At 72.1% G+C, this 17203-nt stretch carries 17 protein-coding genes; 12 read left to right on the forward strand and 5 right to left on the reverse strand.

The features are described from left to right. Nucleotides 1-366, reverse strand: coding sequence for a DUF1844 domain-containing protein (locus ACZ4WH_RS02860; RefSeq protein ID WP_468175933.1), 366 nt, complete (start codon nt 364-366; stop codon nt 1-3). Between the two features lie 342 nt (nt 367-708). On the opposite strand from ACZ4WH_RS02860, the gene infC reads away from it, so the two are divergent. The 10 genes from infC to ACZ4WH_RS02910 all read left to right on the forward strand — a co-directional run bounded on the left by infC (nt 709) and on the right by ACZ4WH_RS02910 (nt 11681). Then, nucleotides 709-1371 carry a translation initiation factor IF-3 gene (gene infC, locus ACZ4WH_RS02865; RefSeq protein ID WP_030654735.1) on the forward strand — a complete coding sequence of 221 codons (663 nt, stop codon included), beginning with the start codon at nt 709-711 and terminating at the stop codon, nt 1369-1371. A gap of 123 nt (nt 1372-1494) precedes the next feature. Next, complete coding sequence (gene rpmI / locus ACZ4WH_RS02870) at nt 1495-1689, forward strand: 50S ribosomal protein L35 (protein WP_004933563.1); 195 nt, start codon at nt 1495-1497, stop codon at nt 1687-1689. A gap of 96 nt (nt 1690-1785) precedes the next feature. After that, nucleotides 1786-2169, forward strand: a complete 384-nt coding sequence (gene rplT / locus ACZ4WH_RS02875) for a 50S ribosomal protein L20 (protein ID WP_006141703.1) — start codon at nt 1786-1788, stop codon at nt 2167-2169. 196 nt (nt 2170-2365) lie between these two features. Further along, entirely contained in the window at nt 2366-3226 is an 861-nt protein-coding gene (locus tag ACZ4WH_RS02880) for a TrmH family RNA methyltransferase (protein ID WP_468175936.1), read from the forward strand. A 50-nt stretch (nt 3227-3276) separates the two neighbouring features. Further along, entirely contained in the window at nt 3277-4407 is a 1131-nt protein-coding gene (locus tag ACZ4WH_RS02885) for a sensor histidine kinase (protein ID WP_468175939.1), read from the forward strand. Between the two features lie 136 nt (nt 4408-4543). Continuing rightward, nucleotides 4544-5665, forward strand: a complete 1122-nt coding sequence (pheS, locus tag ACZ4WH_RS02890; protein ID WP_468175942.1) for a phenylalanine--tRNA ligase subunit alpha — start codon at nt 4544-4546, stop codon at nt 5663-5665. Further along, nucleotides 5665-8187, forward strand: a complete 2523-nt coding sequence (gene pheT / locus ACZ4WH_RS02895; protein ID WP_468175945.1) for a phenylalanine--tRNA ligase subunit beta — start codon at nt 5665-5667, stop codon at nt 8185-8187. Before pheS ends, pheT begins: the two co-directional genes overlap by 1 nt. Nucleotides 8188-8438: 251 nt before the next feature. Next, entirely contained in the window at nt 8439-9536 is a 1098-nt protein-coding gene (locus ACZ4WH_RS02900; RefSeq protein ID WP_468175948.1) for a PP2C family protein-serine/threonine phosphatase, read from the forward strand. 202 nt (nt 9537-9738) lie between these two features. Beyond that, on the forward strand, nt 9739-11079 hold the full coding sequence (locus ACZ4WH_RS02905) for a transcriptional regulator (RefSeq protein ID WP_468175950.1): 1341 nt from the start codon (nt 9739-9741) through the stop codon (nt 11077-11079). 65 nt (nt 11080-11144) lie between these two features. Then, nucleotides 11145-11681 carry an NUDIX hydrolase gene (locus ACZ4WH_RS02910; protein ID WP_468175953.1) on the forward strand — a complete coding sequence of 179 codons (537 nt, stop codon included), beginning with the start codon at nt 11145-11147 and terminating at the stop codon, nt 11679-11681. Between the two features lie 11 nt (nt 11682-11692). Here the strand turns inward: ACZ4WH_RS02910 and ACZ4WH_RS02915 are convergent, their stop codons facing one another. Together ACZ4WH_RS02915 and ACZ4WH_RS02920 are read right to left on the reverse strand one after the other, a co-directional pair. Beyond that, nucleotides 11693-11953, reverse strand: coding sequence for a hypothetical protein (locus ACZ4WH_RS02915; protein ID WP_468175956.1), 261 nt, complete (start codon nt 11951-11953; stop codon nt 11693-11695). A 194-nt stretch (nt 11954-12147) separates the two neighbouring features. After that, the gene (locus tag ACZ4WH_RS02920) at nt 12148-13008 is read right to left on the reverse strand and encodes a 3-hydroxybutyryl-CoA dehydrogenase (RefSeq protein ID WP_468175959.1); all 861 of its coding nucleotides are present in this window, start codon (nt 13006-13008) and stop codon (nt 12148-12150) included. A 165-nt stretch (nt 13009-13173) separates the two neighbouring features. Here ACZ4WH_RS02920 and ACZ4WH_RS02925 point away from each other — a divergent pair, with 165 nt between their 5' ends. Beyond that, nucleotides 13174-14595, forward strand: coding sequence for a glycoside hydrolase family 10-like protein (locus ACZ4WH_RS02925; protein WP_468175962.1), 1422 nt, complete (start codon nt 13174-13176; stop codon nt 14593-14595). Here the strand turns inward: ACZ4WH_RS02925 and ACZ4WH_RS02930 are convergent, their stop codons facing one another. Together ACZ4WH_RS02930 and ACZ4WH_RS02935 are read right to left on the reverse strand one after the other, a co-directional pair. Further along, nucleotides 14596-14793, reverse strand: coding sequence for a DUF1918 domain-containing protein (locus ACZ4WH_RS02930; protein ID WP_103812437.1), 198 nt, complete (start codon nt 14791-14793; stop codon nt 14596-14598). Between the two features lie 19 nt (nt 14794-14812). Continuing rightward, a complete protein-coding gene (locus tag ACZ4WH_RS02935) occupies nt 14813-15724 on the reverse strand; it encodes a DMT family transporter (protein WP_468175966.1) in 912 nt (303 codons plus the stop codon). Between ACZ4WH_RS02935 and ACZ4WH_RS02940 the strand changes: the two genes are divergently transcribed. Next, nucleotides 15723-17201: an aminotransferase-like domain-containing protein gene (locus ACZ4WH_RS02940; protein WP_468175969.1), complete on the forward strand. Its 1479-nt coding sequence runs from the start codon at nt 15723-15725 to the stop codon at nt 17199-17201. The genes ACZ4WH_RS02935 and ACZ4WH_RS02940 overlap by 2 nt on opposite strands. The last annotated feature ends 2 nt before the right edge of the window (nt 17202-17203 follow it).

Genomic DNA, 17203 nt, shown 5'->3' on the forward strand with positions numbered 1-17203 from the left:
TCAGCTGTAGAGGGGGCCGGTGTACTTCTCGCCCGGCCCCTGCCCCGGCTCGTCCGGGACGATCGACGCCTCGCGGAACGCCAGCTGGAGCGACTTCAGGCCGTCGCGCAGCGGGGCCGCGTGGAAGGAGCTGATCTCGGTCGCGCCCGCGTCCAGCAGACCGGCGAGGGCGGTGATCAGCTTGCGGGCCTCGTCCAGGTCCTTGTACTTCTCGCCCTCCTCGCTCAGTCCGAGCTTCACGGCGGCGGCGCTCATCAGGTTGACGGCGACCGTCACGATCACCTCGACGGCGGGGACCTCGGCGATGTCCCGGGTCATCGCCTCGAAGTCGGGAGCCTCGGAGGACTCAGCAGGGGTGTCACTCATGCCCCACACCATAGGTGGTCGCACCCGGCGCCCCTCAATTCGCCCTTGTCAAGCGATCCTGCTAATCTGGAGGACGACCGGCTGGACATGAATGTGTCCGGCCCACAAGTGGAGGCTCCGATCTCCCACCTGACCGCCCTCCGGGACGGCGGGTCATCCGGTCAGGCGGCCACCATCGTTCCGTACGGACGATGGAGTCGCCCGAAAGCGCGCCCCGCGGCATCGCGGCGGTGCTCCGGTTGTGCTTGGAGCCCCGCCTGTGATCGTCCGGGGCATTTTTTGTGCTTCGGCGCGGTTAGGTCTAACGAAAAGAGACGTTACGCGGCTGTCCGCCAGACCGCCGTGTGGTGCTACCGAGGAGGATCCATCAGCGCCGAGCCCCGCATCAACGACCGGATTCGCGTTCCCGAGGTGCGACTTGTCGGTCCCAGTGGCGAGCAGGTCGGCATCGTGCCGCTCGCGAAGGCACTGGAGCTTGCGCAGGAGTACGACCTGGACCTGGTCGAGGTCGCGGCGAACGCCCGTCCGCCCGTGTGCAAGCTCATGGACTACGGGAAGTTCAAGTACGAGTCGGCCATGAAGGCCCGTGAGGCGCGCAAGAACCAGGCGCACACGGTCATCAAGGAGATGAAGCTCCGGCCGAAGATCGACCCGCACGACTATGACACCAAGAAGGGTCACGTCGTCCGGTTCCTCAAGCAGGGCGACAAGGTCAAGATCACGATCATGTTCCGTGGTCGCGAGCAGTCCCGCCCCGAGCTGGGCTATCGACTGCTTCAGCGGCTCGCGGAGGACGTCCAGGACCTCGGTTTCGTGGAGTCGAACCCGAAGCAGGACGGCCGAAACATGATCATGGTCCTCGGTCCGCACAAGAAGAAGACCGAGGCGATGGCCGAGGCCCGCCAGGCGCAGGAGGCCCGCAAGGCCGAAGCGAAGGCGAACCCCGGTAAGTCGCAGAACCCTGCCGAGGCTGAGGCGCCGTCCGAGGAGCCTGCCGAGGCGTGATCCCGGGGGATGTACGTCCCCGTACGTCCCCGAGGATGTAACCGAAAGAAGAGAGCGACGCTCCACCGTGCCCGGTTTCACGACCGGGCACCGGAGCGCCACCGACGAGGAGATAACGGCGCTATGCCGAAGAACAAGTCGCACAGCGGTGCCAGCAAGCGCTTCAAGGTCACCGGCTCCGGCAAGGTGCTCCGTGAGCGCGCCGGCAAGCGCCACCTGCTCGAGCACAAGTCGTCCCGCGTCACGCGTCGCCTCACCGGCAACGCCGAGATGGCCCCGGGCGACGCCGCGAAGATCAAGAAGCTTCTCGGCAAGTGACGCGGCGGCGCCTTGAGCGCCGTGCGTCGGGACCGGGACCGAATCGATTCCGGGTCGTGTGAGTACCACCACGACCCCGCTACAAGGAGTTAACAAGTGGCACGCGTCAAGCGGGCAGTCAACGCCCACAAGAAGCGCCGGGCGATCCTCGAGCAGGCCTCCGGCTACCGCGGTCAGCGTTCACGCCTGTACCGCAAGGCCAAGGAGCAGGTCACCCACTCGCTGGTCTACAACTACAACGACCGCAAGAAGCGCAAGGGCGACTTCCGTCAGCTGTGGATCCAGCGCATCAACGCCGCTGCCCGCGCCAACGGCATCACCTACAACCGCTTCATCCAGGGTCTGAAGGCCGCGAACGTCGAGGTCGACCGCAAGATCCTGGCCGAGCTGGCCGTGAACGACGCGAACGCCTTCGCGGCGCTCGTCGAGGTCGCGCAGAAGGCGCTGCCGTCGGACGTGAACGCCCCCAAGGCCGCGTGACGCCGCGCCGGCTCTAGGCCGACACTCACTGTAGGACCCGCAGGCTGTATGGCTTGCGGGTCCTGTTGTTGGGGGACTTCGCGCCCGTTTTCGGCTGCGGTGCGTCGTGGCTGATCGCGCAGTCCCCCGCGCCCCTTCGGGGCGCCGCACCCACTGGTGCCGAGACAAGAAGACTCTCCTGAAAGCGAAGAAGAGCATGGCCCCCGTCAGCCCCGAGCTGATCTCCCCCCGGTCCGCCCGCGTGAGCGCCGCCCGGCGGCTGGCCAAGCGGAACTTCCGGGGGAAGGACCGGCTGTTTCTCGCGGAGGGACCGCAGGCCGTCAGGGAGGCCGCCGGGCACCGGGCCGGGGGGCAGGCGACCCTCGTCGAGCTGTTCGCGACCGTCGAGGCCGCGGAGCGGTACGCCGACATCGTCGGCGCCGCCCGCGACGTCGGTGCCCGCGTCCACCTCGCCTCCGAAGAGGTCGTCGCCGACATCTCCACCACCGTCACCCCGCAGGGCCTGGTCGGCGTCTGCCGGTTCCTGGACACCCCGTTCGAGGACATCCTCGCCGCCCGGCCCAAGCTCGTCGCCGTCCTCGCCCATGTGCGGGACCCCGGCAACGCCGGCACCGTGCTGCGCTGCGCCGACGCCGCCGGTGCCGAGGCCGTGGTGCTCACCGACGCCTCCGTGGACCTGTACAACCCCAAGGCGGTCCGGGCCTCCGTCGGCTCGCACTTCCATTTGCCCGTCGCCGTCGGCGTCCCCGTCGAGCGGGCCGTGGCCGGACTGAAGGAGGCCGGGGTGCGGATCCTCGCCGCCGACGGGGCCGGCGACCGTGACCTGGACGAGGAGCTGGACAAGGGCACCATGGGCGGGCCCACCGCCTGGGTGTTCGGGAACGAGGCCTGGGGGCTGCCCGAGGAGACCCGCGCCCTCGCTGACGCCGTCGTACGCGTCCCCATCCACGGGAAGGCCGAGAGCCTGAACCTCGCCACCGCCGCCGCCGTATGTCTCTACGCGTCGGCCCGTGCACAGCGCGCCTCCGGAGGGTGCCGCTCCGTCACCGAGAGCTAGTAGGGTGACCAGCGCGGGGCCCTGCGCCGTCTGAGAGGTGGGGTACGGGGATGAGTGTGGCCGGCACGAGCACCGCGCCGGAGGGACGGGACGCGCGACGCGCGCCCGCGCCCCGGTGCGCCGGCTCCGGCGTCGATCCCGACCAGTTGCCCGACGGCCTCGTCGTCGCCGACGAGCACGGCCGCGTGACCTGCTTCAACGCCGCCGCCGCGCGGATCACCGCGGTACGGCCGGCCGATGCCCTCGGGCAGTCCCTGGAGAAGGCGCTGCCCCTGGAGGATCTGGAGGGGCGCCGCTGGTGGCAGCTCACCGACCCCTACGGCGGGCTCGCCATCCGGGTCCGGCAGCCGGAGCGCAACCTGCTGCTGCCCGGCGGCCGGGAGGTCCTCGTCTCCGCCCGCTATGTGCGCGAAGAGCCGCTGGGGCCGGTGCGGAGCGTGGTCGTCTCCCTGCGGGACACCGAGGCCCGCCGCCGCACCGAGCGCAGCCACGCCGAGCTGATCGCCACCGTCGCCCACGAGCTGCGCTCCCCGCTGACCTCCGTGAAGGGCTTCACCGCCACCCTGCTCGCCAAGTGGGAACGCTTCACCGACGACCAGAAGCGGCTCATGCTGGAGACCGTCGACGCCGACGCCGACCGCGTCACCCGCCTCATCGCCGAGCTGCTGGACATCTCCCGGATCGACTCCGGGCGCCTGGAGGTGCGCCGCCAGCCCGTCGACATCGGCGCCGCCGTCTCCCGGCACATCCAGGCCTACGTCGCCGCGGGCCAGCCCGCCGACCGCTTCCTGCTCCGCATCGAACAGCCGCTGCCCGCCCTGTGGGCCGACCCCGACAAGATCGACCAGGTGCTCAGCAACCTCATCGAAAATGCCGTGCGGCACGGCGAGGGAACCGTCACCATTGACGTCACGCCCACGCCGTCCCCGCGCGAGGGCGAGGAAACCGGCACGTCGGTCACGGTGAGCGACGAGGGGCCCGGCATCCCGGAGGAGTCCATGAACCGCGTCTTCACCCGTTTCTGGCGGGGCAGCAAGCGCGGCGGCACGGGCCTCGGGCTGTACATCGTCAAGGGCATCGTGGAGGCCCACGGCGGCACGATCACGGTCGGCCGGGCCGCGAGCGGCGGCGCCGAGTTCCGATTTACCTTGCCCGTGGCGGCCCCGGCGTATCTCGCCTAGCGCCCCACGGGCTCTTCGCACACCTCCGCCCCGTTAGACTCGGCCTTTGGCACCTTTGTGTCCTTCACACGGCCAGCGCAGTACGCAAAGTCGGTCACGGGGACCATCCGCCAGCGAATCGGAAGCACGGGAAGAGATGTCGGCACCCAATAAGTCGTACGACCCTGTCGAGGTCGAGGCGTTGAAACCGGAAGAGATCGAGCGCATGCGGGACGAGGCGCTCGCCGCCTTCGCCGCCGCGGACTCCCTCGACGCGCTCCACGAGGCCAAGGTCGCCCACACCGGCCCCGCCTCCCCGCTGGCCCTCGCCAACCGCGAGATCGGCGCCCTGCCCCCGCACGCCAAGGCGGAGGCCGGCAAGCGCGTCGGCATGGCCCGTGGCGCCGTCAACAAGGCCCTCGCCGCTCGCCAGACCGAGCTGGAGGCCGAGCGGGACGCCCGCGTGCTGGTCGAGGAGGACGTCGACGTCACGCTGCCGTACGACCGCGTCCCGTCGGGCGCCCGCCACCCCCTGACCACGCTCTCGGACCGCATCGAGGACATCTTCGTGGCCATGGGCTACGAGGTCGCCGAGGGTCCGCAGGTCGAGGCGGAGTGGTTCAACTTCGACGCCCTCAACATCGGCCCGGACCACCCGGCCCGCGGCGAGGCCGACACCTTCTTCGTGCGGGCGCCTGACGGCGGCGCCGAGTCCGGTGTCGTGCTGCGCACCCACACCTCGCCGGTGCAGATCCGCTCGCTGCTCGACCGTGAGCTGCCGGTCTACGTGATCTGCCCGGGCCGCGTGTACCGCACGGACGAGCTGGACGCCACGCACACGCCCGTCTTCCACCAGGTGGAGCTGCTCGCGGTGGACGAGGGCCTGACCATGGCCGACCTCAAGGGCACCCTGGACCACATGGTCCAGTCGCTGTTCGGCGAGGGCATGAAGACCCGGCTGCGGCCGAACTTCTTCCCCTTCACCGAGCCGAGCGCCGAGATGGACATGCTCTGCTACGTCTGCAAGGGCGAGTCCGTCGGCAACCCCGACCGGCCCTGCCGCACCTGCTCCAGCGAGGGCTGGATCGAGCTGGGCGGCTGCGGCATGGTCAACCCGCGGGTGCTCACCGCCTGCGGCGTCGACCCGGAGAAGTACAGCGGCTTCGCCTTCGGGTTCGGCATCGAGCGGATGCTGATGTTCCGCCACAACGTCGAAGACATGCGAGACATGGTCGAGGGTGACGTCCGGTTCACCCGGCCGTTCGGGATGGAGATCTGATGCGGGTCCCGCTTTCTTGGCTGCGGGAGTACGTCGACCTGCCGGCGACTCAGACCGGGCGCGACGTCCAGGCCAAGCTCATTTCGGCCGGCCTGGAGGTCGAGAGGGTCGAGCAGCTCGGCGCCGACCTCAAGGGCCCCCTGGTCGTCGGACAGGTGCTGACCATCGAGGAGCTGGAGGGCTTCAAGAAGCCGATCCGCTTCTGCACCGTCGACGTCGGCCAGGCCAACGGCACCGGTGAGCCCCAGGAGATCGTCTGCGGCGCCCGCAACTTCTCCGTCGGCGACAAGGTCGTCGTGGTCCTGCCCGGCGCCACGCTGCCCGGCGGCTTCTCGATCTCGGCCCGCAAGACCTACGGCAGGACGTCCCACGGCATGATCTGCTCCAGCGACGAGCTGGGCATGGGCGACGACGGCACCCACGGCATCATCGTGCTGCCGCCGGAGACCGAGGTCGGCAAGGACGCCATCGAGCTGCTGGAGCTGGTCGACGAGGTCCTGGACATCGCCGTCACCGCCAACCGCGGCGACTGCCTGTCCATCCGCGGTGTCGCCCGCGAGACCGCCATCGCCTACGGCCTGCCGCTGCGCGACCCGGCCCTGATCGACGTCCCCGCGCCGAACGCCTACGGCTACCCGGTCCAGGTCTCCGACCCGTTCGGCTGCGACCGCTTCACCGCGCGCACGGTCACCGGCCTGCGCCCCGAGGCGCGCTCCCCGATCTGGCTCCAGCGCCGGCTCCAGAAGGTCGGCATGCGCCCGATCTCGCTCGCCGTCGACGTCACGAACTACGTGATGATGGAGCTGGGCCAGCCGCTGCACGCCTACGACCGGTCCCTGGTCCAGGGCACGATCGGCGTGCGCCGCGCGCAGGAGGGCGAGAAGCTCGTCACCCTCGACGGCGTCGAGCGCAAGCTGCACGCCGAGGACCTGGTCATCACCGACGAGCGCGGCCCCATCGGCCTCGCCGGCGTGATGGGCGGCGCCAACACCGAGATCGCCGACCACGAGGTCACCGAGGACGGTGTCAACGGCACGACCGACGTCGTCATCGAGGCCGCCCACTTCGACGCCGTCTCCGTCGCCCGTACCGCCCGCCGCCACAAGCTGCTGTCCGAGGCGTCCCGCCGCTTCGAGCGGGGCGTCGACCCGCAGGCCGCCGCTGCCGCCGCGCAGCGCACGGTGGACCTGCTGGTCCTCCTCGCGGGCGGCACGGCGGAGGCCGGCGTCACCGAGATCATCGCGCCCTCGGCCCCGCACACCATCACCCTCCCGGCCGGCCACCCCGACACGGTCGCGGGCGTCGACTACGGCCGGGAGACGGTCGTACGCCGTCTCCAGCAGGTCGGCTGCGACGTGTACGGGCAGGACGAGCTGCTCGTCACCGTCCCGTCCTGGCGCCCCGACCTGGTCGACCCGAACGACCTGGCCGAAGAGGTCATCCGCCTGGAGGGCTACGAGAACCTGCCCTCCACGTTGCCCAAGCTGCCCTCGGGCCGCGGCCTGACCCACCGCCAGCGGCTGCACCGCCGGGTCGGCCGGGCGCTGGCCGGCGCGGGCTACGTCGAGGCGCCGAACTACCCGTTCGTCAGCGAGCAGGTCTTCGACCAGCTCGGCCTGGAGGCCGACGACCCGGCCCGCCGCGTCGTGAAGCTGGTCAACCCGCTCAACGACGAGGAGCCCGCGCTGCGTACGACGCTGCTGCCGGGCCTCCTCGGCGCCCTGCGGCGCAACGACGGCCGGGGCTCGCACGACCTCGCCCTGTTCGAGACCGGGCTGGTCTTCCTGCCGCGCGAGGAGCAGCGGGCCGCCACGCATCTGCCCGTCGACCGGCGTCCCACCGACGAGGAGATCGCCGCGCTGAACGCCGCGCTGCCCGAGCAGCCCCGGCACGTGGCCGTCGTCCTCGCCGGTGCCCGGGAGCAGGCGGGCTGGTGGGGCAGGGGCCGCCCGGCCGACTGGGCCGACGCGGTCGAGGCGGGGCGTGCGGTCGCCCGGGAAGCCGGTGCCGAACTGATCGTCCGCAAGGGCCAGTACGGTCCGTGGCACCCCGGCCGGTGCGCCGAGCTGGTGGTCGTCGCCGACGGCACGGAGCAGGTCGTGGGCCACGCGGGAGAACTGCACCCGCGGGTCCTCAAGGCCCTGGGTCTGCCCGAGCGCACGTGCGCGATGGAGCTGAACCTGGACGCCGTGGAGGCGGTGGGCGACGGTGTCCCGCAGGCACCGGGCATCTCCACGTTCCCGGTCGCCACGCAGGATGTCGCCCTCGTCGTCGACAAGCCGGTGCCTGCCGTGGAGGTCGAGGCGGCGCTGCGTGAGGGTGCGGGCGAACTGCTGGAGTCCATCCGGCTGTTCGACGTGTACGAGAACGCCGAGCAGTTGGGGGAGGGCCGGAAGTCGCTCGCCTACGCGCTCCGGTTCCGGGCCGCCGATCGCACGCTGACCGTGGACGAGGCCTCGGCCGCGCGGGACGCGGCGGTCGCCCTCGCGGGCGAGCGCACGGGTGCGGTGCTGAGGGGCTAGTCGCCGTTGGGGTTCCTGTGCGTGGCCGGCCGCGGGTCTTCGGCGGCCGGTCGCGCGGTTCCCCGCGGCCCCTCAGGGGCGCCTGACCCCCTGTCGCCTGCATAAATGCATGTTGACTCCGGGTCTCTCACTCATTCGGGTGGGAAGTGAGGGTGATCCTCCCCGCCCGGGTCATGCCGTCGACAGAATCGGACCGGCCTTTCGGGGTCGGTCCGATTCCTCTGTCAGGGCCCATATGGGGGACCAGAGGCATGATCCGCATCAAGGCACGGGCACCCACCGGGCGGGCAGCCGTACTGCCCACGGTCTGGGGAGCCGTCGCGGTCGGCTACAAGTTCGGCTGCCCGCTCGCCCAGCAGAACGGGCTCGGGGCCCGCATCGTCACCAGTGCCGTGTTCGTCGCCGTCGGCACCGGCCTCATAGTCCATGTCCGCCGCTCCCTGCTGCGGGAGCTGCGGCTCGCCCGGCGGGCGGCGAACGCCGCGCAGAACGTCGTCCTGCGTCCGCTGCCGCCACGACTGGACGGCATCGACGTCGCCGCCGCCCGGCTCTCCGCCGACCGGGGTGCGAGCGTCGGCGGCGATCTGTACGAGGCCGTCGCCACCGAACACGGGGTCCGGGTGGTGATGGGCGACGTACGGGGGCACGGTCTGGCCGCCCTCGGCACCGTCGCCGCCCTCCTCGGCAGCTTCCGCGAGGCCGCCCACGACGAGCCCGAACTCGGCCGGGTCCTGCGCAGACTGGACCGCGCCCTCGCCCGCCACCTGCGCGAACGCGCCCGCGCCGAACATCCCGCGCACGGCCCCGTCGACCTCGACCACCCGGTCGCCGAGGAGTTCGTCACCGTTCTCCTCCTGGAGATCGGCAGGGACGGCGAACTGCGCCTCCTCAACTGCGGCCATCCGTGGCCGTACGTGGTGAGGGGTCCGAGGGTCGAGCAGCTGACCTGCGAGGACCCCCTTCCGCCGCTGGGACCGTTTCCCCTGCCGACGGAGCTGGAGGTGCTGTCCTGCGGCCGACTGCGTCCGGAGGAGTCGCTGGTCCTCTTCACGGACGGGGCGGAGGACGCACGGGACGCTCACGGCCGGTTCTTCTCACTGCCAGCGGCGTTGCGCGCCGCCGTAGGCGACCAGTCCGTGTCGCCGCAGACGGTGCTGCGCACAGTCTTCAGGGCCCTCCTGCACCACACGGCCGGCAGACCGACGGACGACGTGGCGGTCCTGGTCCTGCGGAACGGTCGGACAAGGAGCAAACCGTCCTGCCCAGGGGCGCGGGGCGGTGACATCGGCGGCTCCGCCGCACGGGCGCGACCGGCCACAACGCACCCGCAGCCGACAACGCACCGCTAGCCGCACCCGTGGCCCCGGCCGAGCCGCCGTCGTTCGAGGGGGAGCCGGCGGCTCGGCCGGCCTCTTGCGAGGCATCTCAGTCAACCGGATCGACACGCTCCGCAACAGCGCGCGTACGCCACGGATACGGGCACTCCGTTCACACCCCGTGTGAACGCGGAACCACTACGCTGACCGCACCAGGTCACTCGGGGGGCATCCCATGCAGCCCAACACTCTGCTCGACGCCATCCTGGACGAGGCGGGGATCTCGCACGCCGGCCTCGCCGCCCACGTCAACCAGGCGGGCCGTGCCCGCGGTCTCGCGCTGCGGTACGAACACACCGCCGTGGCACGCTGGTTGAAGGGCCAGCGGCCCCGCGGCCAGGTGCCGGACCTGATCTGCGAGGTGCTCGCGGCACGGCTGCAACGGCCCGTCACGCTCGACGACATCGGGCTCGGCGTGCCCGGCGAGCCCAGCACCCCGCACGCCGGTTCGCTGGGCGGCTTCGTGGAGCGGGCCACCGCCCTGTGGCGCTCGGACGAACAGCAGCGGCCCCATGTGCTGGGCGCCCCGGCCGTCACCGGGACCCCGGCCGTGATGCCGGTGTGGGAGTGGGAGAACCCGCCCGAGGACGTCGACGTCTCCCGGGGCGGCCGCCACCGGGTCACCACGGCCGACATCGAGATGCTGCGCGCCGCCCGGACGCACTACGAGCAGATGTACCGGAAGGCGGGCGGTGTCGCGACCCGGACGCGGATCGTCGGGTTCCTCAACGCCGAGGCCGCCCCGCTGCTGCGCGGCAGCTACACCGACGCCACCGGCCGTCAACTGCACCGCGCGACGGGCGGGTTGGTGGCGATCGCGGGCATCTGCGCCTACGACTCCGACGCGCACGGGCTCGCCCAGCGCTACTTCCACCAGGCGCTGCGGCTGGCAAAGGCCAGCGGGGACCGGGGACTCGGAGCGTACGTCATCGCGCTGCTGGTCAACCAGTCGCTGTTCATGCGGGAGTACCGGCAGGCCGTCGCCTTCGCCGAGGCCGCGCTGCGCGCCGCCGGCCGGCACATCACCCCGGCGCTCGCCTCCGACCTGTACGCGATGCAGGCCAAGGCGTACGCGCACCTCGGGGACAGCGGCAGCGCGCTGTCGTGCATCCGGCGGGCGGAGACGGCGGCCGAGCGCATCCGGCGGGGCTACGAGCCCGACGAGACCGGGTACGTGCAGCCGGGGCTGGTCAATGTGCAGGTGGCCGAGGCGCTGCTGAGCCTCGGGGAACTCGCCGCCGCCCGGGAGCACGCGGCGGCGGCCGTCGACAACCCGGCCCACGACCGCGGGCGGGTGCACCGGCTGGCCATGCTCAGCACCATCGAACTGCGCCAGGGCAACGCCGACAAGGCCGTGGTCACCGCCGTGCAGATGGCGGAGCAGGCACGGGGAATGGAGTCCCAGCGGCTGCGCGACAGACTGCGCGCGGTACGCGAGCATCTGGTGCGCTGCGGCTCGGCCGGCACCGCCGAAGCCGCCGAACTCATCGACGGGGCACTGCGCGTACCGCTGTAGGCCCACTGTAGGTGCACCGTCCCTGCTGCGATATTGCCACTTACTCGGCGGAAGGTGGCAGAACCGTGCAGTGGACGAAACAGAGCGAACAAACTGTGTATGAAAACCGCTGGTTCAGCGTCAATCTCGCGGATGTCGAGCTGCCGGACGGCCGGCACCTCGACCACTTCCTGATCCGGCTGCGGCCCGTGGCCGTTGCCACGGTGGTCAACGAGGCGAACGAGGTGCTGCTGCTGTGGCGGCACCGCTTCATCACCGACAGCTGGGGCTGGGAGCTGGCCGCGGGCGTCGTCGAGGACGGCGAGGACATCGCGAGTGCGGCGGCCAGGGAGCTGGAGGAGGAGACCGGCTGGCGGCCGGGGCGCCTGCACCACCTGATGAGCGTGGAGCCGTCCAACGGCCTCACCGACGCCCGGCACCACGTCTACTGGTCCGACCGGGGCGAGTACGTCGGGCACCCCGTGGACGACTTCGAGTCGGACCGGCGGGAATGGGTTCCCCTCAAACTCGTCCCCGACCTGATCGCCCGTGGGGAGGTCCCGGCCGCCAACATGGCGGCCGCGTTACTCCTGCTGCACCACCTCAGGCTCGCCGAAGGCTAGAGAGCCGGCGGTCAGTGGGCCGCCAGCGCCTGCCAGATCGTCACCACGAGCGCACCGAGCGCGGTCAGCGCGGCGAGCGAGGGCAGCGGCCAGCGTGCGTGTTCCAGCGAGGCCATCCGGGTGTTCAGCTCGTCCAGCTCCTTGGCGGTCTCCTCGGTACGGTGACGCAGCAGCGCCAGTCCTCCCTCGACACGGGCGTAGGCCACGTCGAGGCGGCGTCGTAACTCTGCGAGTTCTCCATGGACCACGGGATGCTCCGGATCGACGGTCACGGGTCCGCTCCTTTCGGTAGTCGAAATGGGTGGTTCCGCATCCCTTGCATGCGCATGCAGAGTCAACTCTCCTGGTGGGCGCGTGGGGAGCGTGTGCGCAGGGCATATGCGTGCCCGGCGCGCACACGGTGTGTGAAACAGATGGGCCCGGCACCGAACTCCGGTGCCGGGCCCGTAGGCGTCGCTCTTCGTAATCAGCCGTAGGTGTAGAAGCCGGAGCCGGTCTTCCGGCCGAGCCGGCCCGCCTCCACCATGCGCTGGAGCAGCGGGGGAGCGGCGTACAGCGGCTCCTTGTACTCGGTGTACATCGAGTTGGCGATGGAGACGATGGTGTCCAGGCCGATCAGGTCGGACAGCTTCAGCGGGCCCATCGGGTGGGCACAGCCCATCTCCATGCCGTTGTCGATGTCCTCGCGGCTCGCGATGCCCGACTCGAACATCCGGATCGCGGACAGCAGGTACGGCACGAGCAGCGCGTTCACCACGAAGCCGGAGCGGTCCTGGGCCCGGATGGCGTGCTTGCCGAGCACCTTCTCGGCGAAGACCTGGGCGCGGCTGAGCGTGCCCTCGGAGGTGGTGAGCGCCGGGATCAGCTCGACCAGCTTCTGCACCGGGGCCGGGTTGAAGAAGTGGACGCCGACGACGTGGTCCGGGCGGGAGGTGGCGACCGCCAGCTTCACCAGCGGGATCGAGGAGGTGTTGGAGGCCAGGATCGCGTCCGGCCGGGTCACCACCTGGTCGAGCACCTGGAAGATCTCGGTCTTCACCTGCTCGTTCTCGACGACGGCCTCGATCACCAGGTCACGGTCGGCGAACTCGCCGAGGTCGGTGGTGAAGCTCAGCCGCGCCTGCGTGGCGTCCCGCTCCTCCTCGCTGATCTTGCCGCGCTCGGCGGCCTTGGCCAGGGACTGGAACAGCCGGGTACGGCCGATCTCCAGGGCCTCGCCGGTGGTCTCGGCGACCTTCACGTCCAGTCCCGCGCGGGCGCACACCTCGGCGATGCCCGCGCCCATCTGGCCGCAGCCCACGACTCCGACGCGCTCGATGTCGGTCACATCGTTCCCTTCGCTGAGTTCTCCGGCTCGCTCGGCAGACCTCCGGGTTCGGCGCCTGCTCCGATCGTGCACGTTACCGCCAAGTATCGATGATCGATCGCCGGGGTGGGGCATCCTGAAGCGCGGAACGATCCGTGACGGAGCGGATCCGGAGCGTATGGGGGTGTGCCGATGGGGCGCATGTCGCGGCGGACCTTCGCACTGGCCGCGCTGTCCACGCTGGCGACGGCGGGGGGGGGGGGGGGGGGGGAGGAGGGAGAACCCGAAACGGGGCAGAACAGCCCTCCCCCCCCACCCACCCCCCCCCCACCCCCCCCCCCCCCCCCCCCCCCCCCCCCCCCCCCCCCCCCCCCCCCCCCCTCCCTCCCCTCCCCTCTCCCCCCCCCCCCCCCCCCCCCCCCCCCGCCACCGGGCCAGGCCGGCCCGGCCCCGGACCGCGCCGACCGCACCGCGCGCGCGGCCGCCGGGATGCGGGGCGTCTGGATCGCGACCGTCGTCAACCGGGACTGGCCCTCGCGGACCGGCCTGAGCGCGAGCGCGCAACGCAAGGAGCTGATCGCCCACCTCGACCGGGCGGTCCGCGACCGGCTCAACACGGTGATCCTCCAGGTCCGGCCCACGGCCGACGCGCTGTGGCCGTCGCCGTACGAGCCCTGGTCCGAGTACCTCACCGGCACCCAGGGCAGGCACCCGGGCTGGGACCCGCTCGGCACGGCCGTCGAGGAGGCCCACGCCCGGGGCCTGGAGCTGCACGCCTGGTTCAACCCGTACCGGATCGCCCAGCACACCGACCCCGGCCGGCTGGCCGCCTCGCACCCGGCGCGCAGGCACCCGGACTGGGTGGTGCCGTACGGCGGCCGGCTCTACTACAACCCCGGCCTGCCCCAGGTCCGCGCCTTCGTGCGGCAGGCGATGCTCGACGCGGTCGCCCGGTACCCGGTCGACGCCGTCCACTTCGACGACTACTTCTACCCCTATCCGGTCGCGGGGCAGACCTTCGACGACGACGAGGCGTACGACCGCCACGGCGGCGCCTTCTCCGGCCGGGCCGCCTGGCGCCGGGACAACATCGACACACTGGTGCGGGAGATGGCCGCGGACATCAAGCGGGTCCGGCCCGGGACCCGGTTCGGGGTCAGCCCCTTCGGGGTGTGGCGCAACGCGTCCACCGACGCCCGCGGCTCCGACACCCGGGCGGGCGTGGAGACGTACGACGATCTGTACGCGGACACCCGCGCCTGGGTCCGCAACCACTGGATCGACTACATCGTCCCGCAGCTCTACTGGCACATCGGGTACACCGACGCCGACTACGCCCAGCTGGTGGCCTGGTGGGCGGAGGTCGCCAAGGGCACCAGGACGCACCTGTACATCGGCGAGGCCCTGTACCGGGCGGGTGCCGCCGGGCAGCCGTCGGCCTGGCGCGACCCGGTCGAGCTGTCCCGGCACCTGACCCTCGCCGCCCGGTACCCGCAGGTGCGCGGGCATGTGTTCTTCGCCGCGGCGGACCTGGCGGCCGATCCGATCGGGGCGATGGCGCGGGTGGTCGCCGACCACTACCCGGGGCCGGCGGAACCACCGCGCTGACTACTGCTGCTGCTCGTCCTTGTGCTTGACCTGGCAGTCGGGTCCGGGGGACATGATCGCCTCGTGCCCGTCCTCGAAACGGACGCGGTAGGGCGGGTTGCCCTCCTGCCCGAGCACTTCTACGACTTCGGAGACGTGGTCGTGCTGGCCCACCACCCTGCCGTGCTGGACCAGCTTGTCGCCCTTGGATGCGCGCATCTACAGGCCCTCCTCACGCTCACGACCGCTGAGTGACGACGATGCACACGAGCACGGCGACGGCGGTCAGGGGAGCCGCCGCCGTGAAGTGCTCGCCCAGCAGCACCGCCGACCACACCAGTGTGAGCAGGGGCTGAGCCAACTGCAACTGGCTGGCCCGGGGGATGCCGATGGCCGCCATCCCCCGGTACCAGACGAGCAGCCCGAGGAACTGCGAACCGATCGCCACCCACACCAGGCCCGCGACGCCGTGCACGTTCAGGTGCACCGGCTCGTACGACAGCGCCAGCGCCGCGGCAGGCACGGTCAGCGGCAGACACAGCACCAGCGCCCAGCCGATGACCTGCCAGCCCGGCATGACCCGGGCCAGCCGGCCGCCCTCGGTGTACCCGGCCGCGCACACCAGCAGCGCCCCGAACAGACAGGCGTCGGCCGTGGTGAGCGCGCCGCCGCTCTGACCGGCGGTGAAGGCGAGCACGGCCGCCGCGCCCGCCACGGCCGCCAGCCAGAACCGGCGGGAGGGCCGGGCGCCGGTGCGCAGGGCCGAGAACACGGCCGTGGTCAGCGGCAGCAGGCCCACCACGACGGCCGCGTGGGCGGTGGTGGACGTCTGGAGGGCGAGCGTGGTCAGCATCGGGAAGCCCAGCACCACCCCGGCGGCGACCACGGCCAGCCCGGCGAGATGCCGCCGGGCCGGAAGCCGCACGCGCAGAGCGAGCAGACAGCATCCGGCGACGAGGGCGGCGAGGACACCGCGCACCGCCACCAGCGACCACGGGCCGAAGCTCTCCAGGCCCCAGGCGGTCGAGGGAAAGGTCAGCGAGAAGGCGACCACGCCGAGGGCGGCCTGGGCGGTACCGAGTCCCCGGGACTCCCGGGGAGCGCTGACTGCTATCGGACTCGCGGTAGTAGCGCTACTCTGTGTTCTCATGCAACAGCGTAGCAGCGTCGGTGAACTGGCAGAGCAGCTGCGGAGAGAGCTGGACCGCTACTCTCCCGGTGGAAAGCTCCCGTCGAGCCGGGCGCTGGTCGAGCGGTTCCGGGTGAGCCCGGTGACCGTCTCCCGGGCGCTCGCCCAGCTCGCCGCCGAGGGCCTGGTGGTCACCCGGCCGGGTGCGGGCGCCTTCCGGGCCAGGCCGCACCGCACCGAGACCCCCGCCGGGGACACCTCCTGGCAGGAGGTCGCGCTGAGCGCCGACGGCGCCGCCGACCTCGTACCGCGCACGGTGGACGCCTCGGGCGTCACGGTCTCGCTGGCCGCGCCGCCGCCCGGGGTCCTGGAACTGAGCGGCGGCTATCTGCACCCCTCCCTCCAGCCGGAGCGCGCCATGGCGGCGGCCCTGGCCCGGGCCGGACGGCGGCCCGGCGCCTGGGGGAGACCGCCACTGGAGGGCCTGCCGGAGCTGCGGGAGTGGTTCGCGCGCGGGATCGGCGGCGCCGTCACCGCGGCCGAGGTGCTGATCGCGGCGGGCGGCCAGGCCGCGCTGGCCACCGCCCTGCGCGCGCTCGCCCCGCCCGGCGCCCCGGTGCTGGTCGAGTCGCCCACCTACCCGGGCATGCTGGCCCTCGCCCGCGCGGCCGGACTGCGGCCCGTCCCGGTGCCCGTCGACCCCGACGGGGTGCGCCCGGACCTGCTCGCGGACGCCTTCCACGCCACCCGCGCCCGCGTCCTCGTCTGCCAGCCGCTGTTCCAGAACCCGACCGGCGCCGTGCTCGCTCCCGCCCGGCGCACCGAGGTGCTGCGCATCGCCCGCGAGGCCGGCGCGTTCGTCGTCGAGGACGACTACGTCCGCAGGCTCGTGCACGCCGACGCGGGCCCGCTGCCCCGGCCGCTTGCCGCCGACGACCCGGACGGCGTGGTCGTCCACGTCGGCTCGCTGACCAAGGCCACCTCGCCCAGCTTCCGGGTGAGCGCCCTGGCCGCGCACGGGCCGGTGCTGGAAAGGCTGCGCGCCATCCAGGTCGTGGACAGCTTCTTCGTCCCCCGGCCGCTCCAGGAGGCCGCCCTGGAACTCGTCGGCTCCCCGGCCTGGCCGCGCCATCTGCGGGCGCTGTCGGCCGAGCTGAAGACCCGCCGCGACGCCATGACGAGCGCGCTCGCCCGGCATCTGCCCGACCTCGCCCTGCCGAACATCCCGTCCGGCGGCTACCACCTGTGGGTGCGGCTGCCCGACGGTACCGTCGGCTCCGGGGCAGAGGCCGCGCTGACCGCGGCGGCCCTCCGCGCGGGCGTCGCCGTCACCCCGGGCCGCCCCTACTTCAGCGCCGAACCCCCCGCCGCGCACCTCCGCCTGAGCTTCGCGGCGGTCGCCGGCACCGGGGAGATCGCGGAGGGGGTGCGGCGGCTGCGGGCGGCGTACGACGAGGTCGCGCGAAATCCGCTCGTCACCCAGCAGCCGGGCCTGTGAGG

It is taken from the genome of Streptomyces sp. NPDC029138 (genome assembly GCF_055564375.1).